The organism is Streptomyces liliifuscus, from assembly GCF_016598615.1.
In the GTDB taxonomy this organism is placed as follows: Bacteria; Actinomycetota; Actinomycetes; order Streptomycetales; family Streptomycetaceae; genus Streptomyces; species Streptomyces liliifuscus.
The window spans coordinates 552,611-576,365 of sequence record NZ_CP066831.1 but is presented as its reverse complement, the minus strand read 5'-3'; the positions used below and the strand labels follow the sequence as shown (position 1 = coordinate 576,365).

Genomic DNA, 23,755 nt, shown 5'->3' with positions numbered 1-23,755 from the left:
TCCGGGCACCTCGACCGGTCAGCGTGCCGTCAGTCATCGGTCAGTGAGCGGTCAGTCCGAGCACGCACACTCGACGTCGACGAACGGCCGGGACATCGGCGCACGTTCGACCGTGCGTTGTCGTCGAGCCAGGTCATGCAGCAGGAAGGGCAGGGCGCGTCTCATGAGCGTGATGTACGGCAGGCTGGTCGATCTTCTGGTCGACCGATTCGAGGTGGACCGTGCGGAGATCAGCGCCGACACCACGTTCGAGGATCTCGACATGGACTCGCTGTTCCTCGTGGAACTGCTCCTGGTGATCCAGTCCGAGTTCGGTGTGGACGTCGGGGACGACGCCGCGTCTCCCGGGGACACGATCACGGCTGTCGCCGACCTGATCGAGCGCCTCGCGTCCGCCGAGGCCTCAGCATGACCACGCCCGTATCCCCGTCGCCGGACATCGCGGTGACCGGTGTCGGTCTGGTCACTTCCGCCGGCATCGGAGTGGACGCCACCTGGAAGGGCGTGTGCGAAGGTCGGCCCACGGCGGCCCGGAACCCGCTGCTGGCCGGACTTCCCGTGGACATCTCCTGCACCGTGCCCGGCTTCTCGGCCCGCGAACACGTGGGCAGGCGCAGCTCCCTGGCGCACGACCGCTTCACCCAGCTCGGCATCACCGCGGCACGTGAGGCGGTCGCCGACGCCGGCCTGGATCCGCGGAACTGGGACGGCGCTCGCGTCGGGGTCGTCGTCGGATGTGGCCTCGGCGGTGTGGCGACATGGGAAACCCAGCACAGGCGGATGCTGGAGAAGGGGCCGGAAGCGGTGTCCGCCCTGCTGATCCCGATGCTGGTGCCCAACATGGTCGCCGGACACCTGGCGATGGACCTGCACGCCACGGGCCCGAATCTCGTCACGGCGACGGCCTGCGCATCCGGCGCGACGGCGATCGGCACGGCCCTGCAGCTGCTGCGCGACGGAAGCTGCGACCTGGTCGTCGCCGGTGGCGCCGAGGCCGGGGTCAGCCCGCTCATGGTGACGGGCTTCGCCCAGATGGGCGCGCTCTCCAGGAGACTCGACGAACCGTCCGCCGCGTCCCGCCCGTTCGACGCGGACCGCGACGGGTTCGTCATCGGCGAGGGCAGCGGCATGCTCGTCCTCGAACGCGAGGCGGACGCACATGCCCGCCGGGCGCGGGTCCGGGCCAGGATCGCCGGGTACGGAGCCTCCGCCGACGCCTACCAGATGACCGCCCCGGACCCGGCGGGCGTCGGTGTCCTGCAAGCCCTGCGCACGGCCTTGGCCGGAGCGGGGGTCATGCCCGACGAGGTCGACCATGTCAACGCGCACGGCACCTCGACGCCGCTCAACGACGCGGCGGAGGCAGGAGCACTGCGCAAACTCCTCGGCGAAGGCGCCGCGGTCACATCCACCAAGGGGGTGACCGGCCACACCCTGGGAGCGGCCGGCGCGATCGAAGCCGTGCTGACCGTCCTGACCGTCGAGCACGGCAGAGTACCCCCGACCGCCAACCTCGAACGGCAGGACGCCGAGATCGAGTTGGACATCGTCGCCGGATCGCCACGTGAGCAGAAGGTGGACGTCGCGGTGAGCAACTCGTTCGGCTTCGGCGGCCAGAACGCGGTCCTGGTCATCACGGCCGCCTGAGTCACCGTACGCACCAACGGCTCCTGTCCGAAAAAGCCCCGGCTGCCCGGCCACGACACCGGAAGACTCCGATACGTGACCAGACGAAACCTGATCCTCCAGCGCACGGTCGGCGTCCTCTACATCATCGCCGGCGTAGGCAAGTTCTTCCCTCAGATCGAGTCGGTCGAAGAGCGCCTGGACGACGCCGCGGACGCCAACGACGGCGCTGCGGTCATCGGTCCCTTCACCGAATGGCTGGCCAAGTACCCCATGGGAGTCACCGTGTTCGTCGCGGCGGCGATGGTCCTGAGCGGTGCGGTACTCATCCGCAACCGGGGCCCGGTCGTCAGCGCGCTCTACGGCCAACTGCTCATGCTGGTCTGCTTCGTCGTCGTCCTCGTCAGCAGCGTGCCGCAGATCCTCGTGCTCGACGCCGCGTTCTTCGCGGCGGGGATCCACCTCCTCCTTGTGCACAGCCGCAGACCGTCTCCTCCTGCCACGGCGACCACGCCTGCCAGGACGGACAACCAGAGCTAAGGGCGATGCCATGTCCTTCACCGTTCCCCACGCCGAGCTCGCACACCTCGAAGAACAGGTCCAGCACGCCCTCAGGACCACGGACGGCAGGGCACTCGATGTGCTCGGGTACGGCGAAGTGACCCTGGTACTGAGGCTTCGGGCCGGTGAGGAGACGTTCGCGTGCAAGCGTCTGCCGGTGTTCCCCGACCGTGGCCGCTTCGAGCGTTACGAGAAAGGCCTCGCCGAATATCTGAGGAGGCTCACGGACAGCGGTCTCAACGTCGCCGGCACCGAGCTCTGGCACACGCGCCTGCCATCGGGACGGATCGTCGCCTACTGCGTCCAGCGTGAGCTGCCACCGCATCGGCTGTGCTCCAGGCTCCTCCACACCGAGGACGAGATCTGGGCCAAGGACTTCTTCGCCCGCTTCCTCGACCAGGTCGACCGCGCCGTACAGCCCGCTCTCGGCCTGGACGCACAGGCCGCCAACTGGGTGGATGTCGGGGGTGAGTTGATGTACGTCGACGTCACGACCCCCCTCATGCGCGACGCCCGCGGTCGTGAACGACTGGATGTCCGGCTCTTCTTCTCCTCACTTCCCTGGATCCTCCGCGACGCCGTCCGCATCTCGATGAGCGGGTCGATCTTCGACAAGTTCTACGAGACCCGCGGAGTCCTTCTGGACTTCCTCGGCAACCTGCACAAGGAGCAGCTCCACAGCCTCGTCCCGGCGTTTCTGGACCAGGCCAACGCCCGCCTGGCGGAACCCATCACCGCGGAGGAGGTCGCCGCGTACTACCGCGCGGACGCCCGGATGTGGGAACTCATCCAGCGCCTGCGTCGGGCCGACCGCTTCTGGCACAAAAGGATCAAGCGAAGTACCTACCCGTTTCTCCTGCCCCCGCGCGTGGATCGCTGAAGGCCGACGTGACGATCACCTCGCCGGGCCGCGTCCCGGCGCGCGGGCTCGACGAGATCCTGGCGCTCGATCCCTCACGTCCCCTGTACGTCAGCCATGCACGCGGGCCACTGACGATCGCCGTGGTGTCGATCGCCTGGCTGCGCGGGCGCGACGAGGCGGACCGCGCGGCGATCGGTGCCCGGCATCTGAGCGACGACGAGCTGGACCAGGCAGCACAACTGCACCTGCGTAAGCGACAGTTGGAATGGCTGGCCGGGCGTCTGGCCATCAAGCACAGCGTGTGTGCCTACCAGCGGCGGCACGTCGGCACTTCGGTGCGTCCTCGCGACATCACGGTCGGGGCGGTCCCGGGCGGACTCCGCGCCGGAAAACCCACCGTCAACGCCCGCGTCGAGGTGGGCCTGTCCCACTCGGCCGACTTCGCCGTCGCCGCCTGTGGGCCGCGGGCCGTCGGGATCGACCTCGAGCGCAGGCGACAAATGCCGCCGCTGCTCGCCGAACTGCTCACGCTGCCTCCGGAAGCGTCGGCGGGCCCCGGGTTCGGGAGCGTGGGCGCCATGCCGCTGTCACTGCGGTGGGCCTGCAAGGAGGCGGTCCTCAAGCACTTCGGGTTCGGCCTGCGCATCGACAGCCGCGAGGTGCAGCTGACCAAGTGGTGGCCCGACGGCCGGTTCGCATGGCGTGCGGGGCCGGAGCTTCGCCGCCACGCGCCCGCTGCCGACAGCACTCGTCTTGACAGTTGGGCCCGGGACGTCGACGGATACGCCCTGGCCCTCGTGTGGCAGTAGGGAGCCCAGTACCGTGACCAGTCCACCCGCACCGACACCTCGAACGTCCTCCACGGAGCGCCGATCGTCGTTCGAGCACGCGCTGCGCCAAGCAGCCGATGTCGCCGCGCTCAGCCCGTCGTCCCACAACTGCCAGCCCTGGGGCGTCGCATGGCCCACCAGCCCTGGTGCCCGTCAGGAAGCGGCCCTGCTCGTCGGCGAGGCCCCCGACGGCAGCAGCACCGATGAGCCCGAAACGGATGAGTACGTAATCCTGGCCCTCGACCGGCAGCGCCGCCTCACTTCCCTTCCGGCGCACGCCGTCGAGATGCTGATCAGTTGCGGCGCGTATCTTCAGATCCTGTTGCACTCACTGGCTCTTGAGGGCTGGTCGACGGACCTCATCCGCTTCGTCGACCCACTCTCCGACGAGCGCACGAGCGGAACCCCGAGCGCGGGCCGACCACTCGGTGACACCTGGCCCCCGCTGTGGTCACCTCTGTGTGCCGTCCGGCTGCGCCGCACGGACGAGTCCTCCGGTCGGCTCGCCGAACTCCGGGAGACCGCACTGGCTCGACGGACCAACCGGGGGCCCTATCGCCCCGAAGCGCTCGACCCCACTGTTCTGGCCGGCCTCTGCGCCCCGTGGGCAGGCGCCGCCGAGGGCGCGGACGTCACTGTCCGGCACCTCGTCACCGACGGCGAGCGCTCGACTTTCGCGCACTTCGTGGCCCGCCACGGTGGACGTGACTTCAGCCATCGGCAGGCCTGGCGTGAAACTCATTCCTTTCTGCGCCGGAACGAGGCCGAGGCCGTGGCACGCGGTGACGGCTTCACCCTCGGTCAGCTGTTCGGACCGATGTCGGGGCCGCGTCGGCACATCCTGCGCGCCGCACTCGCTCCCACGACGATGCGGGTGCTACGGCATGCGGGATATCCCCGCCTGCTCGCCCGCCAACTCGCCCTCGTCGTACGGCCGACGCCCGCCATCGTCACCATGAGTTTCGCCGAAACGGCTCCCGGCCTCGAAGACGCTGTCCGCGGTGGAGCGCACCTGGCCGAGTACTGGATGCGCGCCACGGACGCGGGGCTCGCCCTGCACCCGGTCAGCGTCGTCCTGCAGCACGACGATGTACGAACGGAGCTGCAGGACCGGCTCGGACTGCCCGGACGCACCTTCTTCGTGAGCCGGCTCGGGCGTCCCCTCACGCAATTCCCCCGGTCACCGCGGCGGACCGGCGCCCGGGCGGTGCGGATGATCTGATACGCCGTTCAAAGCTTCTTGCTGAATTCTCCCAATTGTTGCCCGATCGACGCGGCCTATTCCGGACACATAGGGCAGTGGGTTACTCGGGGGTAAATCCTCGGATGGACTCAAAGGGTAGTGGAGTGCGTTCTGCGTGTTAGTCTGGACCTGTTGCTCGGCTTGAATGTTGCGTGATTGATAAGCTGTGAGCGGGGTCGGTGGCCGAAAAGTATCGAGGGTCGTACTGGAATGCGCAGGGTCGCGTCAATATCCGGGGAGGAACGAGCCTTGCACTGCCGTCGGCGAAAAGAACTCAGCGGTACCCAATGGATCGCACGGGCGGCCTATCCGACTATCGAGCGATGACCGCCCTCAAGGGGGAGTCCGGGCACTCACGCCCGAGAGTCGAACGGTCGACTCCTTCGGCGCGGCATTCCGTACGGGACGGTGGTGCCGGGTGAGCATTCGCGTACTGGTGTGCTGCGAGGAGTCGATAGTGGGGGCCGGTATGCGGGCTCTGCTCGACCAGCAACCCGACATCGATGTCATCGGCTACACGACCGGGCGGGAGTCCCAAGCCGCCGCCGCGGACTCACTGCCTGACGTCATCGTCGTCATGGCCCCCGCGCTGACCATCGAGAACAGGCGCGAGCTGACTGCTCTCGCCGCGTTGGCCAAGGTCATCCATATCGCCAAGGCCGAGAGTGCCTGCCGCTCGATCGAGGCTCTCCGTCTCGGAGTGCGGGCGGTCCTCGCGCCCGACACCTCCGCCGAAGAACTGGTCCACATTCTGAGGACTGTCAGCGCGGGCAGCGCGATGGTCATCCCCGAGGCGGCCCGGGGGAGCTTCGACCGTCTGCCGCTCCGACAGGCCTCCGGCCTCGCCGCAGGCGTCGTACACACTCTGACGCCGCGGGAAGCCGAGGTGATCGCACTGCTCACCCAGGGGAAGTCCAACGCGGAGATAGCCCTGAAACTCTCGGTCTCCGCGGCGACGGTCCGGTCTCACGTTCATCACCTGCTGAGGAAGCTGGGCGTCGGCAGTCGTGCCCAGGCCGTGGCCGTCGCCTATGAGACGGGGCTCATATCGGCCCTTGAACAGAATTCAAACTCGACCTAGGTCGGAAATTCACGCGTGATAACCGTCTCCGATACATTCTCCCACCGTCTCGTCGACGACCTTGGCCATCTGATCGAAGTCGGAGACCAGCTTTCGGAATGGAGGACTCTGCATGTCGTGCTCGAAGTCCTCAGGACTGGTCACCTCGATCATTTCGACGTAGTGGAAGATCTCGTCGCCGACGACTCCCTTTGCATCTGTGTGTTTCCGCGCCGCCGGATCGACAACCCGCTGGACGCTGAATGACACGACACTCGGCAGTTCGGGACACGTGGCGTAGTCGACGTCCCGCACCCATGTCTCGAAGCGGATCGGTGTCACACCGTCATGCAGACGGATACGGTGAATGATGATCGTCATGGCGTACTCCACTCCGGATTCGTCACGTTGACGGGGTCGACCGGACACGTCAGCGACGCCCGGCCCGGCGGCGGTTCCCACTCAGGCCCAGCGCCCGGGCGATGTTGTTCTTCTGGATCTCGTTCGTCCCGGAGAAGACCCGAGAGGGAAGCGCGTCGCGCAACAGGGTCTCGGCCTCTCCCTCGACGATGCCGAGTGCGCCACGCAGCTGTATCGCGTCGAGGCCCACCTGGACGGCTGCCTCACTGACGGCCAGTTTCGCCAGCGCGGGTGCCACGTCGTCCTCGTCACCCCGCGCCAGCCCCCATGCGGCCTTGTACAGCACGAGCCGGGCGGATTCCAGGCGCAGCGTCATGTCGACCAGGCGGTGGCTGACCGCTTGGAAACTGCCGATGGGTGCGCCGAACTGTTCGCGTTCTCCGGCGTAGTCGATCGTGGACTCCAGGACGCGCTGCATGGCACCGAGGTAGGCCGCGAAGAGACAGGTGCGCTCCCACTTCATGGACGAGGAGAACACGCCGGCCCCCGTGCCCTCGACTCCGAGAACATCGGCCGCGGGCACGACACATCCGTCGAAGTGGACGTCGGCCGTCGGGGAGCCTCTGAGACCGACCTTGTTGTGAGGCGGCCCCACGCTGAGCCCCGGGGTGTCGGCCTCGACGACGAAAGCGGTCAGGCCGAAGAAGCCACCACCCGGCTCGGTCGCCGCCTGCACGACGAAGACATCGGCCACCGGCGCGTTCGTGGTGAAGCACTTGCTGCCGTGGAGGACGTAGTGGTCACCCCGGAACTCGGCACGAGTACGCAGGTTCAGCGCATCGGAACCCGCCTCGGGTTCGGTGATCGCATGTGCCGCGACGCGCTCTCCCGAACAGAGCGCCGGCAGCAGGCGCCGCTTCTGCTCCTCCGTGCCGAACTCGACGATCGGCATCAGGCAGGCGAACAGATGCGCGGCGACGGAGAAGGCGAAGCCGGTGTCGGAGCAGCCGTATCCGAGGGCCTCCATTACCGCCGACGCGGCGACCGCGTCCAGGCCACTGCCCCCGTATTCGAGCGGCATCACGCCACCCACCACACCCTGTTTGCCCGCAAGCATCCAGCGCCTGCGGAACTCGTCGGGGTCGAAGCCGGTGTCGGACTGCTCGGGCCGCCCGCCCAGCTCGCGCCGGGCGAACGCCACGATCATGGTGCGCATCTCTTCGACGTCCGGGTCGAATGCGAAGTTCATCGTGATCCGTCCATGTGTTCCTCGACGAGCACGTGGTAGTTGATGCCGCCCGTGCCGAACGAACTCACGCCCGCACGCCTGGGCTGCCCGGGCCGAGGCACCCATGGGGAGGCCTCGGTCGAGACCCTGGCGGGGACGGCGGCCAGATCGAGCGTCGGATTGAGCGTGTGCAGGTGGGTGTTGGGCGGGAGCGTTCGCTCTCGTATCGCCAGCAGCGTCCGCAGGAGCCCGGCGCTGCCCGCGGCGGCGAACGTGTGACCGTAGAACGACTTCGCCGATCCGATCTCCAGTGGTCGGGTGCGCCGTGCGCTGCCGTAGACCCTTGCGACAGCGGCGATCTCCACTCGGTCTCCCACCTTGGTGCCGGTGCCGTGTGCCTCTAGGTAGTCGACTGCCGAGGGGGTGAAGTCGACCTGGGCGAAGGCCCGTTCCATCGCTCGTGCCTGTCCCTCGACATCGGGTGCGATCAGCGACTTGGCGTCGTTCGACGCTCCGACGCTCCGCAGGAGACCGAGGATCTCGTCGCCGTCGCGCCGCGCGTCGCCGTAGCGCTTGAGCAGGAACAAGCCACAACCGTCGCCCGGAGTGAAGCCGTCGGCGCCCGCGTCGAACGGCGCGTTCCTGCTGTGGGACAGCAGCCCGAGCGCGGAGCAGAGGACCATGTCGCGGGTGTTGCACGCCAGCTCGACGCCCCCCGCGATCGCGAAGTCGGCTGCTCGGGAACGGAGCGCTCCGACTGCCACATCGATCGCCGCGAGGGAGGAGGCACATGCTGCCTCCACAGCGACGGGCACCGCGTCGAGCCCGTACTCGTTGGCGACGAGGGCGGCGATACCACTCGCCAGACAGCCATCGAGCAGCTCCGGCAACATGGCTTCGTCCGGGAACTCCACACGCTCGCGCACCGACGTGACGAGCGACTTACGCTGGAGCGGCGACAGGCCGTCGAGACCGGTGAGGCGAGTGACCGTGTCCTCCAGATTCTCCAAGGACAACGCCGCGTTGGCACGGCGTTCGCGGGACAGGCCCAGGTTGCTGCCAATGGCGATCAGTCCGGGTCCGCTCAACGCGCCCCCGCCGTCGAGGAGTTGCGCGGCGACGCGCAGGGCGAGGCGCTGCGCGCTGTCCATGGACGCGTGGCGAGCGGGAGAGATCTGCAGATCGCGTGGGGGAGCGTCCGGAACCGCTGTGTGACCGCCCTGGTTGGTATAGCTGTGGGTGAGGCTCAGCGCGCCCGGGGCGTAGTAGAGGTCCTGGTCGAGTACGGCCTCCGGTACCGGACCGATCCGGCTGACGCCCGAGCGGATGGCCCGCCAGAAGCTCTCGGCGTCGGGCGAGTCCGCAAACCACCCCGCCAGCCTCACCACCGCAATGGGCTCGGCGTCCGATGCCGAGCTGTGGAGCGCATAACCGGCCTCCGGCCCGTCCACCGGCGGCGTGGACGTCCGAACAGCCTCGGCAACCGGTGCCCGACCGTGTTCGTGCCGGCCGTTCCCCTCACGTTCTTCGAGTGGGAGATGTTTCTCGAGAACAGGATGTTCTTCGAGAAGGAGATGGCAGAACGTTCCGGTGAAGGAGGCACCGTGCACTGCCGCGAGGCGTGGGCGGCCTTCGGGGGCCGGCGGCCACGGCTCGTTCGTGCCGGGCAGACGAAGCGGCGTGCCGTCGCGCTCGAACGCCGATGCGCCCTCCGGCTGCCACTGGGGTGGAATCGTGCGGTGGTGCAACGCGAGGGCGACCTTGGTGATCGCGGCGAGGCCCGCGTTGGCGAAGGTGTGCCCCAGTCGGTCCTTCACACTTCCCACGGCCACGGACCCGGCGGCAGCACCCTCATGCAGCGCGGCAAGCGCGTCCAGTTCCGCTCGAACCTCCTGCCCGACACCGGATCCAACGCACTCGACGTACTGGACCGTCTCCGGGAGTACCGCCGCCGCTCGCAGTGAGTCGGAGGCGGTCGAGCGGCGAAGGCCGACGGACGGCGAATAGTGGAAGGCACCCGGGCGCGGGTCGTGACGCAGCGAGCAGTCGAGGATCGTGGCGTAGATCCGGTCGCCGTCGCGTACGGCGGTGGACAGCCGCTTGAGCAGCAGGGCGCCGACTCCCTCGCCGAGTTCGAAGCCGCAGCCGTCCGTCGCGAACGGGCGACCGACCGTGGTGGTGAGTCCTTTGGCGTCGAGGACCCTGGCGACGATTGGGCTCTCGCGGCGCTGGCCGGCGACGACGAGGACCGCGTCGGACATTCCGCCGCGGAGGTTCTGGACGGCTTGTGCGACAGCTACGTACGAGGTTGTGTCCGCCGATTCCATCGTCAGCGTCCTGCCGTGGAACTTGAAGGCTGTGGCGATGCGTGCCGGAATCGTGCTCGCCATTTCCCCGACCCGGTCGTGCGGAGAACCCCCGAGACGCCGTGACAGGAGCATCCGCAGCTCCTCGGCCGCCTGCCCCGCGTGTTCGGGGTCGGCACCCACCGAGACGGCCGCACGTTCGACCTCGCGGGCGAAGCGGCTCGCCTCGATACGCAGCGCGTTGGCGTGCTGGCGGTCCAGGCCGAAGCAGGTCCCGGCGATGACGTCCGTTCGCTCGACCGGCAGAGGTCGCCCGGGGTGCCCCGCGTCCGTCAGGCACTGCCGGGCGGCCTCGAGCATGAGGATCTGCATACGGGCCATGGACCCGGCCTGGGCAGGGGGAATTCCGAATCGAGCGACATCGACTTCTATTTCGTCGAGGTGGCGGGCAGCACGGGACGGTGCCGCGACCGGAAATTCCTCACTCATCAGGTTCCAGTATTCCTCGGGACCTTGTACGCCCGGGTACAGGGCGGCGATACCCACGATTGCCACGGGCTCCGGAGGAATGGTGTGTTCCTTTCGCCCCATAACCGAATCGGACCGCATGATATGTGGACACCCCTGCTGTTTTTTTCCGGCTTACGGTTGCGAATTCCGTGCGATCGGAGAAACGAAGTCCGGCCCGGACCGGAAGGTGTAGTCGTACGCGCTTGAGGCGCAGCACGAACAGACCCTTGCCGTTCGGCGCGGCTGTGTTCACGCGCCTCAGTTTCTGGCTGCCGCGTGCTCCCGCCGACTCGACACCACCGCGGAGGGGAGCGTCAGCGCGGGGTCCTGGGCGAGGATCTCCGTGTGACGGCGCTGGAGCAGGGCACCCGGCTGGATTCCCAGTTCCTCGTCCAGCCGCCTCCTGGTCCGCTGGAACAGATCCAGCGCCTCGCCCTGCCGACCGGTTCGGTAGAGAGCCAGCATGAGCAGTTCGCAGAACCGCTCGCGCAGGGGGTACCTGGCAACGAGTTGGCGAAGCTCCGCGATCGCGCGCGCGTCGTCCCCCACCGTGAGGCAGGCGCTGACCAGGTTCTCCCAGGCCGCGAGGCGGCGCTCGTCGAACAGCGCGGCCGCGCTGCGGGCACGCAACCCGTCACCGGCGTCGAGCAACGCGGGCCCCCGCCACAGTTCGAGAGCCTGCTGCAGGAGCTCAAGGGAGTGCTCCGGCCGGACCTGTAACTCGGCGGCCCCTTGAGCGGAGAGGTCGAGGAACCTGTTGCCGTCGACGCACTCGCGCGAGACGTCGAGAAGGTATCCGTTGGGCACGGCGCGCAGCACGGAGACGCCACGTCGTTGGTGGGCGGAGCCGAGGATCTCCTTGCGCAGCCGGGTCGCGTGCGCCTGCAAGGCGTTTCGGGTGTTGCCCACCAGGTGCCCGGACCACAGTTCGTCGGCCAGGTCCTCATTGGACACCGCCCGGCCGGCCTCCAATGCGAGAGTGGCAAGGAATGCCCGAACCTTGTTGGCACGTATGGGATGAAGCTTCCCGTTCACGCTGATGGACACAGGTCCCAGAATATTGATGTGCAAGCTGTCCCCCGATGCGTGGTGCACGATGGAGCGGTCTGCGTGAAATGCGCACTGCTGCAGAAACAGGATCGGTGCACTGCTCGTTGATTTTGCAGTTCATCAAGGAAAGTTGCGCGTGGTCGGCGTTTCCGCGGCTCAGTCTTTCAGCCCTCCTGGCATATGTCATCCATCACCCGATCGATTCCCCCTTCCACGTCCGGTCGACTTCCGAGGTGGGGCTGTCTCAACCTTGTGTTGAGGCGAGCGGCGCCGAGAGTCAACGAAGGGTGGACTGCAGTGGGAGGACGGGGCGCCGACGCCTCCCACCTTTGGACGAGCGGTTGCGTCGCTCACCGCGCGAGATGCCCGGTGGTCCCGTAGGGTCGCGGTGCCGCCACGACAGGACTGGCGGTACGGCGCGGCCCTCGCGTTCCTTCGCGTGTGCGCGAGGCAGATCCCACGAGGCATGGCGGTCCGGCGGACATCAGCCGAAGGGGACGCGTCGGCACGGAGCGGCTCGACCGGTCAGGAGTGCCGATGTCAGGACAGTTCGAAGCGACGGTCGAGGTCGATCGGCCCGTCGAAGAGGTGTTCGCCTATCTCGCCGACGGACGCAACGACCCGCAGTTCAGCCCCCGGGTGCTCAAGATCGAGCGGATCCCCGACACCGCCACAGCCGTGGGAACCGTCTTCCGGAGCACCGTCAAGGATGCCGGGATGAAGACCGCCAGGGAGTTCCGCATCACCACCCTCGAAGCCCCGGTGAAGATCCGGTGGGCCGAGGTGACGAAGAACAGCGTGACGGCACGCGAAGGCGGCTACGACCTGGAGTCGCTGGCGGACGGCAGGACCCGGGTCCGAATCTTCAACGTCCTGGAGGGCCACGGGCTCGGCAAGCTCCTCGTCGGCCTGGCGCTGGCCGCCGCCCGCAAGGACGCCGCCGGTTTCGGCAACCGGATCAAGGCCGCGGCCGAAGCGGCGATCAGCCCGCGCTGACGCCCCGCAGACGTCCCTGTCCTTCCCTGTCCTGTCCGTCCCTGTCCGGCACGTGCCGGACCTGCTCGGCTCCAGCCGGCGTCGACCGGGCACATCCGCACGTCACCGGGCCCGTGGGAACACGGGCCCGGTTCGTGCGTCGGTGGTGCGGGACGGTCAGGCCCGCTCGCCCACCGGTACGCGCGGGAAGGACTCCCAACGGTCGAGTTCGGCCAGGCGGGAGCGGAGCGAGGCCCGGATGTGTTCGACGGCGTCCGCGCCGACGGCCAGGCGCAGGGGCGGCTCGTCCAGTTCCGTAACCGCCATGATGGCGTCCGCGACGGTCTCGGGATCGCCGAACGCCTGGGGCGGCAGGGCGGCGAAGTCGGTCAGGAACTGTCCAACGGTCGGCAGGTAGACGTCGTTCGGGGCGACGACGTGGAGGCTGGTGGAGAACTCGGTGGCGTAGGTGCCCGGTTCGATGATGGTGACCTTGACACCGGTGGGGGCCAGCTCGTGCGCGAGAGCCTCGCTGATCAGTTCCACGGCGCCCTTGGACGCCGAGTACAGGCCCGAGGAGGGCCAGGCGAACTGGCCGATGAGCGAGGAGGTCTGCAGGATCCGGCCTCGGGCGGCCCGCAGGGCGGGGAGTGCGGCGCGCAGGACGGTGAGGTTGGCCAGCACGTTGGTGTCGAAGACCGCGCGTGCCGTGTCCGCGTCGATCTGCTCGACGGAGCCGAACAGTCCGTAGCCGGCGTTGTTCACCAGGACGTCCAGGCCCCCTGCGGAGCGCACGGCTTCGGCCAGGACCTCCTGTGCGTCGGGTGCGGTGATGTCGAGGGCGAGCGGGGTGACCTGCCCTTGCGGAGCGCCGTCGGCGAGTTCGGCGAGCCGGTCGCCGCGTCGGCCGACGGCGATCACATGGGCGCCGCCCGCGAGTGCGCGTTCGGCCACGAGACGGCCGAAGCCGGAGGTCGCGCCGGTGATGAGCCAGGTGGAAGGCATGGCGGAGACTTTCTCTGGTGGGCCGCGCGTCGGACGTACGGCCCGGTGGACGGGAAGGGAGCACCGGTGTGGTGTCCCGCTCTCCAGCCAACTGCCGACACAGGCGTACGTGGGCCATGGGATTGGCCCGCTTCATCCTGGGATCCGCAGGGCCACCTTCACCGGGACACGGCGGGTCGGCACCGGCGACCATGGGGTCATGGAGCGCAACGAGGGACTCGGCGATTTCCTGCGCGCCCGGCGCGCGGCACTGGACCCGCAGCAGCTCGGTATCCGTGACGCGGCCCCGCGCAGGGTCCCCGGCCTGCGCAGGGAGGAACTGGCCGCGCTGGCGGGCGTCAGCGTGGACTACTACACGCGCCTGGAGCAGGGCAGGCCCATCACACCCTCGGAAGCCGTCCTGGACGCCCTCGCGGACGCCCTGCAGCTCGATCCGGCGGAACGCAGCTATCTGCACGCGGTGGCGCGCCGCCCGGCCACGAGCCGGCGCCGCACACCCCGTACCGTGCAGAAGGTACGTCCCGGGGTGCACGCGCTGCTCGCGCGACTGGGGGACACCCCGGCCTTCGTGCTGGGGCGCCGTACCGACATCCTGGCGAGCAACCGAATGGCCCGCGCTCTGCTCGCCGACTTCGGCGCGATGCCGGTCCGGGACCGGAACGCCGTTCGCTGGGTCATCCTCGACGAGGCCGCGCGGTCGCTCTTCGCACAGGACTGGGAGAAGGCCGCCTCCATGTTCGTCGGGACGCTGCGGATGGATGCCGCCCGCCACCCCGACGACACGCGCACCGCCGAACTCGTGGGGGAGCTGTCCATGAAGAGCGACCGCTTCCTGCGCTGGTGGGCCGGACAGAAGGTCGTCGAGCCCAGCCACGGCACCAAGACCCTCCATCACCCGATCGTCGGCCGCCTCACCCTCCGCACGGAGGCACTGACCTTCCCCGGCGACCCCGACCAGACCCTTTTCACGTTCCTCGCCGACCCCGGATCACCGTCGGACGAGGCCCTGACGGTGCTCTCCGCATGGGCCACCGACCACGCCCGCTCCGACGCCTCGACGCCCGACACCTCGAAGACGCCCAGGACCACGCCGTACGCGTGACGTCGGCAGCCGTCACAAGGGAGGTCCAGGTGCTTGAGGGTGTGCCCAACTGGCGCGACTGCCCCGCTCGTTGCGTGACGGGTTCCAGGAGCGGAGCTTGTCCGGGTTGAGGGTGACCCAGATCTGTACGGCATGGTGACCGGCGATGTCGAGGCTGATGACGGCGGCGACCTGGCGGTCGTGGCGCACGACGATTCCGGTGCGGCCGTTGACCGGGTGGGTGCGCAAGGCGACCAGCGGGTGCCGGGCGACCAGGGTCAGCAGGCTGCGGGCGACCCGCAGGTTGCCCTGGACGGGTCCGATCGGCGCGCGGACCTTGCCGCCGCCGTCGAAGAACGCCATGGCGTCGGGTGCCAGCAGAGAGGCCAGAAGAGGCGCGTCCTCGGTGACGCAGGCCCGCCGGACGGTACGGACCACGGCGTCGTGCCGCTGCGGCGTGGTGGGACACGAGCGCTGGGCTTGCAGACTGTGCACTGCGCGGTCGGCCGGTTCGACGTACTCCGGTTCCGTCCGTCCCGCGATGTCCGCCGCACCACCGTTCTCCCCGTTCGCAGGGTCCCGGTGCTGTTCGCGCATGGTGGGGCGGGTCGAGCAGATACTGCTCACGACCCCTTCGAGCCAGGCCCGAGGGGTCGTGATCCGCGCCCGCGCCGGGCCGGACAGCTCGTACCACCGCCGGTAGGTCTCGGCGATGACTTCCTCCGCCTCGCAGGTGCTGCCCAACAGCCGGTGCGCGATGTCCAGGAGATGCCGCCGTTCGTCGAGCAGATCAGCGATCGACACCGAATCACCTGCTTCGCTCATACGGCGTCCTCCACTCGCACGGCACCGCGCAGAGCGGGCGACCGCCTCGACCGTCGGTCACTCCACGAGTTTTCCTTCGGTGGACACCTCTTCCATCACGGCTGCGATCTCGTCCGGGACGGGCGCGATGCTCTCGCGCGTGATTCCCGTCTTCGGGGACCAGACGAGGTTGACCTGCAGTGCGGGATCCATGTCCGGGTAGTCGCTGCGGTTGTGGCAGCCCCGGGTCTCCCGGCGCTCGATCGCCGCTTCGAGGGTGGCCCGGGCGGCGAGGGCCGCGGACTTGAGGTCGAAGGCGTGCGCGAGATCCTGGAAGCCGGCGATGTCCGGGTGGACCCCGACGTTCTCCATGCGTGCGTCGATCTCGGCGAGCTCCGCCAGACCGGCGCGCAGCCCTTCCTCGTCGCGGACGACGCCCGCGTGCTCGGTCATGGTGTTGCGGATGGCGCGCTGCAGGGCGCGGACATTCTCGGGGCCGTCCGCGGCGAGCAGGCCGTCGATCTCGAGCCGGGCCTCGGCCTCCGCGACCGCCGACCGCGGCTGTGCCGTCAGCCCCTTCGAGTAGGCGGCCGCGGCCTGTCCCGCGATACGGCCGAAGACCAGCAGCTCGATGAGGCTGTTGCCACCGAGGCGATTGGCTCCGTGCAGACCGCTGGAGGCCTCGCCGATGGCGTACAGGCCGCGTACGTCGGTGCTGTGGTCGTCGGGACTGACCCACACCCCGCCCATCGAGTAGTGGGCGGTCGGCGCGATCTCGATCGGATCGCGGGTGATGTCCAGCATCTGCAGGTCCAGAAGCGTCTGGTAGACCCTCGGCAGACGGCTCATGATCGTCTGTCGAGGCAGGTGGGACACGTCGAGCCACACACCGCCCTTGGCTGTGCCGCGGCCTTCCCTGATCTCCGTGTAGGAGGCGAGGGCGACGCGGTCACGCGTGGACAGTTCCATGCGCTCGGGGTCGTAGCGGGACATGAACCGCTCGCCGAGCGCGTTGCGCAGGATGCCGCCCTCACCGCGGGCAGCCTCGCTGACCAGCGTGCCGGCCGCGTTCTCGGGCTCGATGATTCCCGAGGGGTGGAACTGCACCAGCTCGGGGTCGCGCAGACGGCCACCGGCCTCCACCGCCAGCCGGAACGAGTCTCCGGTGTTCTCGTCGCGCCGCGAGGAAGTGCGTCGCCAGATACGGGTGTGGCCGCCCGCAGCGAGGATGACGGCGTCGGCGTGGATCAGGTAGCGCGTCCCGTCGTTGAGATCGAAGCCGTAGGCGCCGAACACCGCCCCGTCGTGCACCAGGAGCCGGGTGATGTAGACGCTGTCGAGCATGCGGACCGGCAATTGGCTCGCACGTCTGACCAGCGTGCGCTGGATCTCCAGGCCGGTGTAGTCACCCGCGAAGGCGGTGCGGCGGAACTTGTGAGCGCCGAAGAAGCGCTGGGAGATGCGGCCGTCCTCTTCCCGGGCGAAAGCCATGCCGTAGCGCTCCAGGTCGTCGATGCCCAGGGCGGCGCCCCGGGTGACGATCTCGACGGTGTGGGGATCGGCGAGGAGATAGCTCTCCTTGAGCGTGTCCGCGGCGTGCTGCTGCCAGCTGTCCTCGGGGTCCATGGTGGCCAGGGCCGCATTGATGCCCCCCGCCGCCAGGGCCGTGTGGGCGTCCTCCTTGGGACGCTTGCCGACGGCGAGTACGTCCATGCCTGCCTCGGCGAGCTCGATCGCCGCCCGCAGTCCCGCTCCGCCCGTTCCGATCACCAACACCATGGTGGACAGGCGTTGCTCGGTGATAGCCACGTTCCGCTCCGATCACTTGGTTCGTCACTCAGTACGACCAGTTGATCCCGCCGTTTGTGACAACGGCTCATGACTCCCGCACCTGATCAGGCGTTTCTGCCTCACCCGGGCGGCAGGCCCACTCCAAACCGCGCCACCTCGCGTCCCACTGTTCTCGGACGAGGGTCAGTCGGCCAGCGACGCCACGTAGGGTGCCAGCTTCGCCGGATTCATCACCCACATGATGCGTTCGAGGCCGCGGGACGAAGCGTCGACGCACAGCAGTGCGACCGGGTTGCCGCCGGAGGAGACCAGGACCGCGGGCCGGTCGTTGGCCTCGACCCAGCTGATCTCCGACCCGGGCCAGAAGCGCGGGGCGAACGCCCCGAGGTACCGGGAAACATGCTGACGCCCCACGACCGGGATCTTCGACGCGCCACGGATGCCGCCCCCGTCGGCGTAGCTGATGACGTCCTCGGAGAGGACGTGCTCCAGCGTGGCCAGATCACCCGTCTGCGCCGCCGTGAGGAACACCTTCAAGAGGCGCTGGTGCTCCGCCCTGTCGACCGGTGCCCGCCGTTCGGCGGCCAGGTGCTTGCGCGCCCGGCTCACCAACTGGCGGGCGTTGGCCTCGCTGGTGTCCACGATCTCCGCGATCTGCGGGTAGGGGTAGTCGAACGCCTCCCGAAGGACGTAGGCGGCCCGCTCCACCGGATTCAGTTTCTCGAGCACGAGAAGAACCGCCATCTCGACCGCTTCGGCGCGCTCCGCACCCACGTTCGGGTCCCGGCTGGTGTCGACCGGCTCGGGGAGCCACGGGCCCACGTACGACTCCCGCCGCATCCGCGCGGACTGCGCCAGGTTGATCGCGAGCCGGGCGGTGACTGTCGTCAGGAAGGCCTTCGGCTCGACGATTTCCCGACGGTCGGTGTTCTGCCACCGCAGCCAGGCCTCCTGGACGATGTCCTCGGCCTCCGTGGAACTGCCGAGCATGCGGTACGCGACACCGAACAGCTGCGGACGCGCCGCGATGAACTCCTGTGTCGCTCTCTCGAGCGAGTCGGCGTCATCCTCGGCGTGCATGGTCGCCCCCTTCGGCCAGGACAATGCTACAACCGCCACGGACCGCGCGCTTCTGGGCGCCGAGGCCACTCACACCACTTCTGACCTGGGGTTTGTTCCTTCTCGCGAGGCGCGCGTGGGCTGATCCGGTGCACCGGATCAGTGTTCGCGTCGGCCCCCGGGAGCCCGTCTCCCCGTCGTGGGCCGGGGTGACGAGGAGACGGACGGTGATGTCCGGCGAGGCCGGATCGCCTCAGCCGAACATGCCGGGCTCGTAGTCCCCGGCAGGCTGCTGGTTGATGACGTTGATGCGGTTGTAGGCGTTGATGATCGCGAGAAGCGAGATCAGCGCGGCGAGCTGGTCCTCGTCGAAGTACTTCGCGGCACGCGCCCAGGCGTCGTCCGGGACACCGCCGGCGGCGTCGGCGATGCGGGTGCCCTGTTCGGCGATCTCCAGGGCCGCACGCTCGGCGTCGGTGAAGACCTTGGCCTCACGCCAGACCGCCACCAGGTTCAGACGCTGCTGGGTCTCGCCGGCGGCGACGGCGTCCTTGATGTGCATGTCGGTGCAGAAGCCGCAGCCGTTGATCTGGCTTGCGCGGATCTTCACGAGCTCCTGTGTCGCGACCGGCAGCGTCGACTCGGCCACCACCTTGTTGGCCGAGTTGAGGTGCCTCATGACCTTGCCGGCAAGAGCGTTTCCGAAGTAGTTGACGCGCGAATCCATGACGGGATCTCCTCGGTGATAGGGCGCTTACACCGTATTGACCGGGCTCACCCGGTGATCCGTGACAGCGATGGAACGTGACGTGCGCCTCTTTCGGTCTCCACCCCCTGGGAGTCGGCATCCACGCCCGGGCGTGCAGCCATCGTCGCGTACGAGATGGTATTGAATGATACTATCTGGAGGCGGCCAAGCAGGGACGCCGAGCGGAATGGGTGGCGGACTTGGACATGTACGAAGCGGTTACGAGCCGGCGGGCGGTGTCCGGGTTCACCGATCGGCATGTCCCGCGGGAGGTGCTGGAGCGGGTGCTGTCCGCTGCCGCCTGGGCATCGTCCGCGCCGGACCTCCAGCCGCGGCGCGTCTACGTGCTGACCGGACGGCCACTGGCCGAGTTGGAGAAGCTGGTCGGTGAACGTGATGCAGTGGGCGCCTCCTGGAGCGAGCCGGCGTGCGAGCAGTACTCGGCCGCACCGAAGTCCCCTTACGGCGAACGCCGGCCCGCCCTCGGTGCTCCCGCAGTCCTGTTCTGCTACGTCGACCGGGACTTGGGCCCGGAGCAGTGGTCCGACGTCGGCAGGTATCTGCAGACCGTCATGCTGCTGCTCCGCGCCGAAGGGCTGCACAGTTGTACGCAGATGGCCTGGGTGAAGTACCACCGATCCGTCGCGGAGGTGCTGTCACTCCCGGACGGGCTCATCCTCTTCTGCGGCATGTCGATCGGTTTCGAGGACGCTGCCGAGACGGCGGCGACCTGCTCGACCTCGACGCCCCGCGACCAGGGAACCGGAACCGTGGACCCTGCCGGACGTCACCCTCGCCGCCCCCGATGGGTGCCGCGCGTTGCCGCACGCCTCAATGACCTACTCACAAGAAAAATGCGGCAGATGGTGTCACAGATAGGGCTGCCGCCCTGACATGAGTGAGGAACCAAAAAACGATTCGGTTCAGCACCGGGAGAGTTGATCTTGATGATTGCTTGTGGTCGGAGGCCGGTCTCACGGGCTCCCTCGGGCTTCGGCCGGGGCGACTCGACGAGTGGTCGTGGCCTGCACGCCCTTCCCCGTCCCGTGGCCGTGGTGGTGGGCGCCGGTGGAGTGCTCGGTGCGGCACACGTCGGAGTCGGGGCCGCTCTGGAGCAGCGCGGGTTCGTCCCGGACATGATCATCGGTACCTCGGTTGGCGCTCTCAACGGCGCCATCGCGGCCGCCCACCCGGACACGGCCGCGCCCTGGCTGGACCACGTGTGGACCCGGTTGAGCCGCCGAGAGGTGTATCCGCTCGGCTTCCCGGCCTCGCGGGCCAGTGTCTTCACCGACCGCGGCCTGCGCCGACTGATCGCCGGGGCCGGACTGCCGTCCCGGATCGAGCAGTTGGCGGTCCCGTTCACCGCGGTGGCGATGGACCTGGCCACCGGCGCTCCGGCACTGCTCGACCACGGAGACCTCGAGTCCGCGCTGCTGGCCAGCGCGGCCGTTCCCGGCATGCTGCCCCCGGTGGACCGAGAGGGCTGGACGCTGGTCGACGGAGGCGTGATCGCGTACGTCCCGGTGCTGGCAGCACTGCGGGCCGGGGCCGCCAGTGTGGTGGTGCTGTCGACCGGACCGGAGTGCTCGCCGTTGAGCCCGACCGTCCCGAGGCGGAGGGCCGACGCCATCGCCGCCAGGGCCGGGCTGCTGTTGATGCACCATCAGATCGAGCGTGACCTGCACGAGGTGGCCCAGCACATCCCGACCGTCGTGCTGCCGACCGGCATCGAGGAATGGCCCGCCCCCTGGGACTTCGGCCACTCCCAGCGGCTCATCAGCACCGCTTCCCGCACGGCGGGACGCTTTCTCGACGGCCTGCACGTCAGCGGGCCGGGCCTGTATCGGGCCGAGGGCCCTCCGGGGACGTCGGACGGCCCGGCCGAAGCATCGACTTCCCCGAACTCGACAGCACCGACTTCCTCGAACTCGACTTCCTCAATATCGGGGGTGGCCCTGTGAGTACCATCGCGTTCCTGAACATCGCCATGCACGGGCACGTCAATCCGACGCTGCCGGTGGCGGCCGAGCTCGTTCGCCGCGGCCACTCCGTCACGTACCACACCTCGCCCGCCTTCCGTGCGGAGATCGAGGCCGTCGGCGCGACGGTGTGTCTCTACCCCGGGGGTGACCAGCCGCTTCCTGATCCGCCGACGCCCGTCACGTTGATGGAGGGGCTCGCGAGCACCGCCGTCCGTCTGCTGCCTTCGGTGCTGATCGACCTGCGCTTGCTCCAGCCCGATCTGATCGTTCACGACAGCGCCTGTCTGTGGGGCGCGATCGCCGCCCGCGAACTCGAAGTACCGGCGGCGTCGTCGTTCACCACGTTCGCCTTCAACCGGCACGTGCCCAGCCCCACCCGAGGTTCATGGGACCTGCTGGCCGAGGCGGCGACTCGGCCGGACAGCCTCAAGGGCTATCTGCGGGCGCGCCGGGGGCTGCGCCGCTTCGACACGAGTGGGCTGCCCCTCCTCGACCTGGGGAACATCCGCCAGCCACTCAACCTGGTCTACACATCACGGGTGTTCCAGCCTGCCGTCGAGGAGTTCGACCGGTCCTACCGGTTCGTGGGCGCCAGCATCGGCGCCCGCCCGGCCGACCCGTCGTTCCCGGCCGATCGGCTGCGGGATCCGGTGCTCTACGCCTCGCTCGGCACGGTCTTCAACGCCGACCCGCGGCTGCTGCGCGCTTTCGCCACGGCGCTCGCCCCGCTGGGCGGCACTGTCGTCGTCTCCACCGGGCAGACCGACCCCGCCGCGCTGGGTCCGCTGCCACCCAACGTGCTCGCCCGCCGCTCTGTCCCACAACCGGAGGTACTGGCCCGCGCGTCGCTGTTCGTCACCCACGGCGGTATGAACAGCGTCAACGAGGCCATGTACGCAGGTGTTCCGATGCTGGTCGTCCCGCAGGGCGCCGACCAGCCGATGGTGGCCCGCCGTGTCGCGGAACTCGGCGCCGGCCTGTCGATCCGCACCCAGGACGTGACCGAGGACTCCGTACGTGCCCTCGCGGGGCGTCTGCTCCACGAACCGCGGTTCCGGGCTGCCGCTGCCACGCTGCGGGGTGCTCAGCACGAGGCGGGCGGATACCGGCGTGCCGCCGACGAATGCGAGCGGTATCTGCGCACGAACGCCGTGGCCGGTCGGCCGGCTATCGCGGATCCGTCCCGGCGAGGCTGAATCATGGCACTCGTCGTCCTGTTGCTGTTCGCCGGTGTGTCGGAAGCCGCCGGGCGCATCCTGCCTGTGGCCGTGGGCCGCCCCGGCATGTCGCGGACGCGGGTGGCCGGACTGCTGTGTGCCGGTGGCCTCGTCGAGGGTGCTGTGTTCGCGTTGTGGCCGCTGACCGCGTGGACCCTGGCCGAACTGGTGCTGTCCTCCGCACCGGCGGGCGACGGCCTGGCCTGGACACCCGATCTGGTCGCCCCGCTGGTGCTCGCCGCCGTCCTCGCGTTCCCCCTGCTCGGGCCTTTCCTCCACCTGCTGCTCTTCGTGGCGGTCGGGGCCGGGCTGGCCGGCCCGCTCGCCGCGGCGACCGACCTGGGCTGGTGGGGCGCCGCCGGATGTGTGGCCGTCGCCGGGGCCGGGCTCGGTATCGCAGTGGAGGCCGTTCGGCGTCTCGTCGTGAGGATCAGCGCTGCCGAGGCACGGGGGGCGGTCACATGAACGCGTACCTGCTCTGGGCCTTCGCGATCGGGCCGGTTCTCATCGCCGAGGCCCTGCTCGCCCGCTACGAGGTGCTGGCCTACGGCTCCGGCTGGCGGACCCCCGTCACCAAGCTCCCGGAGGGTGTGCCCTACGCCCGGGGCGCGGCGCCCGACAGTCCGCCTGATGCCTATCTGGTCTACCTGGACGGCATCGGCAAACGCCGCGTCCGCGACAGCCGGGACGGCGGTCAGCTGGTCAAGGCGTTGATCGCCAGAGCTCCCGAGCTGCGGGTACTGGGTCAGGTACAGCCCTATTCGCCACTGGCGGCCCCGCTCGCCGAACGACCGGTGTGGAAGTGGCTGCGCCATCGCATCGGGCTGCTGCTGTTCCTGCACAACGTCATGCAGATCTTCGTCGCCGCCGACCAGCGATACCGACCCCTCTACAACCGGGCCGTCGGCTCCCAGATCTCCACGCAGCTCCGGCTCGCCGGCTACCGGCCCGACAGCGGTATCCCCGTGGTGCTGCTCAGCTACAGCGGCGGTGCCCAGGTCGCCGGCGGCGCGATCGACGAACTGTACAGCCGACTGCGCTCCCCGCTCCTGCTGATCACGCTCGGTGGCTTCCACAACGGCGCCAACGACCTCACCCGCGCCGAGCACCTGCACCGGCTGACCAGTTCGAGCGACCGGATCGAGCGAGTCGGTACGTGGATGTTCCCTCAGCGCTGGCCGCTGTTCCGGGGGAGTGCGTGGAACCGGGCCGACCGCGCAGGGAAGATCACCGTGCATCGGCTCGACCCGGCCACGCACGTCGGGCCGTGCAGCTATGTGAGTCCGACGGCTCAACTGCCCGATGGCCGCAGTCATCTCGACCGCACCGCCGACACCGTGATCGCGCTCATCCGTGACCGTCACAGGGTGACCAGGGTGACCGAGGTGTCGGATCACCCGTAGCCACGAGGGACTTGACCGGAGAACGGCCCGCCGGAACCTGGGTTCGGGCGG

At 68.9% G+C, this 23,755-nt stretch carries 23 protein-coding genes; 14 read left to right on the top strand and 9 right to left on the bottom strand.

The window, feature by feature from the left end; all coding sequences use genetic code 11:
* The first annotated feature begins 163 nt into the window (after positions 1 to 163).
* The 7 genes from JEQ17_RS02520 to JEQ17_RS50665 all read left to right on the top strand — a co-directional run bounded on the left by JEQ17_RS02520 (position 164) and on the right by JEQ17_RS50665 (position 6,203).
* Complete coding sequence (locus tag JEQ17_RS02520; protein WP_200393624.1) at positions 164 to 412, top strand: acyl carrier protein; 249 nt, start codon at positions 164 to 166, stop codon at positions 410 to 412.
* Complete coding sequence (locus JEQ17_RS02515; protein WP_200393623.1) at positions 409 to 1,647, top strand: beta-ketoacyl-[acyl-carrier-protein] synthase family protein; 1,239 nt, start codon at positions 409 to 411, stop codon at positions 1,645 to 1,647. The genes JEQ17_RS02520 and JEQ17_RS02515 overlap by 4 nt, the downstream gene beginning before the upstream one ends.
* 75 nt (positions 1,648 to 1,722) lie before the next feature.
* The gene (locus JEQ17_RS02510) at positions 1,723 to 2,166 is read left to right on the top strand and encodes a DUF6041 domain-containing protein (RefSeq protein WP_234048021.1); all 444 of its coding nucleotides are present in this window, start codon (positions 1,723 to 1,725) and stop codon (positions 2,164 to 2,166) included.
* 10 nt (positions 2,167 to 2,176) lie between these two features.
* Positions 2,177 to 3,067: a DUF6206 family protein gene (locus JEQ17_RS02505; protein WP_200393622.1), complete on the top strand. Its 891-nt coding sequence runs from the start codon at positions 2,177 to 2,179 to the stop codon at positions 3,065 to 3,067.
* An 8-nt stretch (positions 3,068 to 3,075) separates the two neighbouring features.
* Complete coding sequence (locus JEQ17_RS02500; protein ID WP_234048020.1) at positions 3,076 to 3,858, top strand: 4'-phosphopantetheinyl transferase family protein; 783 nt, start codon at positions 3,076 to 3,078, stop codon at positions 3,856 to 3,858.
* A gap of 13 nt (positions 3,859 to 3,871) precedes the next feature.
* Positions 3,872 to 5,101, top strand: a complete 1,230-nt coding sequence (locus tag JEQ17_RS02495; protein ID WP_234048019.1) for a nitroreductase family protein — start codon at positions 3,872 to 3,874, stop codon at positions 5,099 to 5,101.
* Between the two features lie 439 nt (positions 5,102 to 5,540).
* Positions 5,541 to 6,203 carry a response regulator transcription factor gene (locus tag JEQ17_RS50665; RefSeq protein ID WP_325176236.1) on the top strand — a complete coding sequence of 221 codons (663 nt, stop codon included), beginning with the start codon at positions 5,541 to 5,543 and terminating at the stop codon, positions 6,201 to 6,203.
* Positions 6,204 to 6,212: 9 nt separating this feature from the next.
* Here the strand turns inward: JEQ17_RS50665 and JEQ17_RS02485 are convergent, their stop codons facing one another.
* The 4 genes from JEQ17_RS02485 to JEQ17_RS02470 all read right to left on the bottom strand — a co-directional run bounded on the left by JEQ17_RS02485 (position 6,213) and on the right by JEQ17_RS02470 (position 11,621).
* Positions 6,213 to 6,563, bottom strand: coding sequence for a RedY protein (locus tag JEQ17_RS02485; protein ID WP_200393621.1), 351 nt, complete (start codon positions 6,561 to 6,563; stop codon positions 6,213 to 6,215).
* A 49-nt stretch (positions 6,564 to 6,612) separates the two neighbouring features.
* Entirely contained in the window at positions 6,613 to 7,791 is a 1,179-nt protein-coding gene (gene redW, locus JEQ17_RS02480; protein ID WP_200393620.1) for an L-prolyl-[peptidyl-carrier protein] dehydrogenase, read from the bottom strand.
* Positions 7,788 to 10,667, bottom strand: a complete 2,880-nt coding sequence (locus JEQ17_RS02475) for a beta-ketoacyl [acyl carrier protein] synthase domain-containing protein (protein WP_234048018.1) — start codon at positions 10,665 to 10,667, stop codon at positions 7,788 to 7,790. Before JEQ17_RS02475 ends, redW begins: the two co-directional genes overlap by 4 nt.
* 177 nt (positions 10,668 to 10,844) lie before the next feature.
* Positions 10,845 to 11,621, bottom strand: coding sequence for an AfsR/SARP family transcriptional regulator (locus JEQ17_RS02470; protein ID WP_325176326.1), 777 nt, complete (start codon positions 11,619 to 11,621; stop codon positions 10,845 to 10,847).
* A gap of 552 nt (positions 11,622 to 12,173) precedes the next feature.
* Between JEQ17_RS02470 and JEQ17_RS02465 the strand changes: the two genes are divergently transcribed.
* Positions 12,174 to 12,632, top strand: a complete 459-nt coding sequence (locus tag JEQ17_RS02465) for an SRPBCC family protein (protein ID WP_200393617.1) — start codon at positions 12,174 to 12,176, stop codon at positions 12,630 to 12,632.
* Positions 12,633 to 12,788: 156 nt separating this feature from the next.
* On the opposite strand, the gene JEQ17_RS02460 is transcribed toward JEQ17_RS02465, so the two are convergent.
* The gene (locus JEQ17_RS02460; RefSeq protein WP_200393616.1) at positions 12,789 to 13,616 is read right to left on the bottom strand and encodes an SDR family NAD(P)-dependent oxidoreductase; all 828 of its coding nucleotides are present in this window, start codon (positions 13,614 to 13,616) and stop codon (positions 12,789 to 12,791) included.
* 199 nt (positions 13,617 to 13,815) lie between these two features.
* On the opposite strand from JEQ17_RS02460, the gene JEQ17_RS02455 reads away from it, so the two are divergent.
* Positions 13,816 to 14,718 carry a helix-turn-helix transcriptional regulator gene (locus tag JEQ17_RS02455; RefSeq protein ID WP_200393615.1) on the top strand — a complete coding sequence of 301 codons (903 nt, stop codon included), beginning with the start codon at positions 13,816 to 13,818 and terminating at the stop codon, positions 14,716 to 14,718.
* A 12-nt stretch (positions 14,719 to 14,730) separates the two neighbouring features.
* On the opposite strand, the gene JEQ17_RS02450 is transcribed toward JEQ17_RS02455, so the two are convergent.
* The 4 genes from JEQ17_RS02450 to JEQ17_RS02435 all read right to left on the bottom strand — a co-directional run bounded on the left by JEQ17_RS02450 (position 14,731) and on the right by JEQ17_RS02435 (position 19,078).
* On the bottom strand, positions 14,731 to 15,522 hold the full coding sequence (locus JEQ17_RS02450; RefSeq protein ID WP_200393614.1) for a sigma-70 family RNA polymerase sigma factor family protein: 792 nt from the start codon (positions 15,520 to 15,522) through the stop codon (positions 14,731 to 14,733).
* A gap of 57 nt (positions 15,523 to 15,579) precedes the next feature.
* Positions 15,580 to 17,280, bottom strand: a complete 1,701-nt coding sequence (locus JEQ17_RS02445; protein ID WP_200401256.1) for an L-aspartate oxidase — start codon at positions 17,278 to 17,280, stop codon at positions 15,580 to 15,582.
* Between the two features lie 195 nt (positions 17,281 to 17,475).
* Entirely contained in the window at positions 17,476 to 18,372 is an 897-nt protein-coding gene (locus JEQ17_RS02440) for an RNA polymerase sigma-70 factor (protein WP_200393613.1), read from the bottom strand.
* A gap of 232 nt (positions 18,373 to 18,604) precedes the next feature.
* A complete protein-coding gene (locus JEQ17_RS02435; protein WP_200393612.1) occupies positions 18,605 to 19,078 on the bottom strand; it encodes a carboxymuconolactone decarboxylase family protein in 474 nt (157 codons plus the stop codon).
* A gap of 227 nt (positions 19,079 to 19,305) precedes the next feature.
* On the opposite strand from JEQ17_RS02435, the gene JEQ17_RS02430 reads away from it, so the two are divergent.
* The 5 genes from JEQ17_RS02430 to JEQ17_RS02410 all read left to right on the top strand — a co-directional run bounded on the left by JEQ17_RS02430 (position 19,306) and on the right by JEQ17_RS02410 (position 23,704).
* Positions 19,306 to 19,992, top strand: a complete 687-nt coding sequence (locus tag JEQ17_RS02430) for a nitroreductase (RefSeq protein ID WP_234048016.1) — start codon at positions 19,306 to 19,308, stop codon at positions 19,990 to 19,992.
* Between the two features lie 162 nt (positions 19,993 to 20,154).
* Complete coding sequence (locus JEQ17_RS02425) at positions 20,155 to 21,063, top strand: patatin-like phospholipase family protein (RefSeq protein WP_234048015.1); 909 nt, start codon at positions 20,155 to 20,157, stop codon at positions 21,061 to 21,063.
* The gene (locus JEQ17_RS02420; protein WP_200393609.1) at positions 21,060 to 22,280 is read left to right on the top strand and encodes a macrolide family glycosyltransferase; all 1,221 of its coding nucleotides are present in this window, start codon (positions 21,060 to 21,062) and stop codon (positions 22,278 to 22,280) included. Before JEQ17_RS02425 ends, JEQ17_RS02420 begins: the two co-directional genes overlap by 4 nt.
* A 3-nt stretch (positions 22,281 to 22,283) precedes the next feature.
* Positions 22,284 to 22,766 carry a hypothetical protein gene (locus JEQ17_RS02415; RefSeq protein WP_200393608.1) on the top strand — a complete coding sequence of 161 codons (483 nt, stop codon included), beginning with the start codon at positions 22,284 to 22,286 and terminating at the stop codon, positions 22,764 to 22,766.
* Positions 22,763 to 23,704, top strand: a complete 942-nt coding sequence (locus tag JEQ17_RS02410; RefSeq protein WP_200393607.1) for a hypothetical protein — start codon at positions 22,763 to 22,765, stop codon at positions 23,702 to 23,704. Before JEQ17_RS02415 ends, JEQ17_RS02410 begins: the two co-directional genes overlap by 4 nt.
* The last annotated feature ends 51 nt before the right edge of the window (positions 23,705 to 23,755 follow it).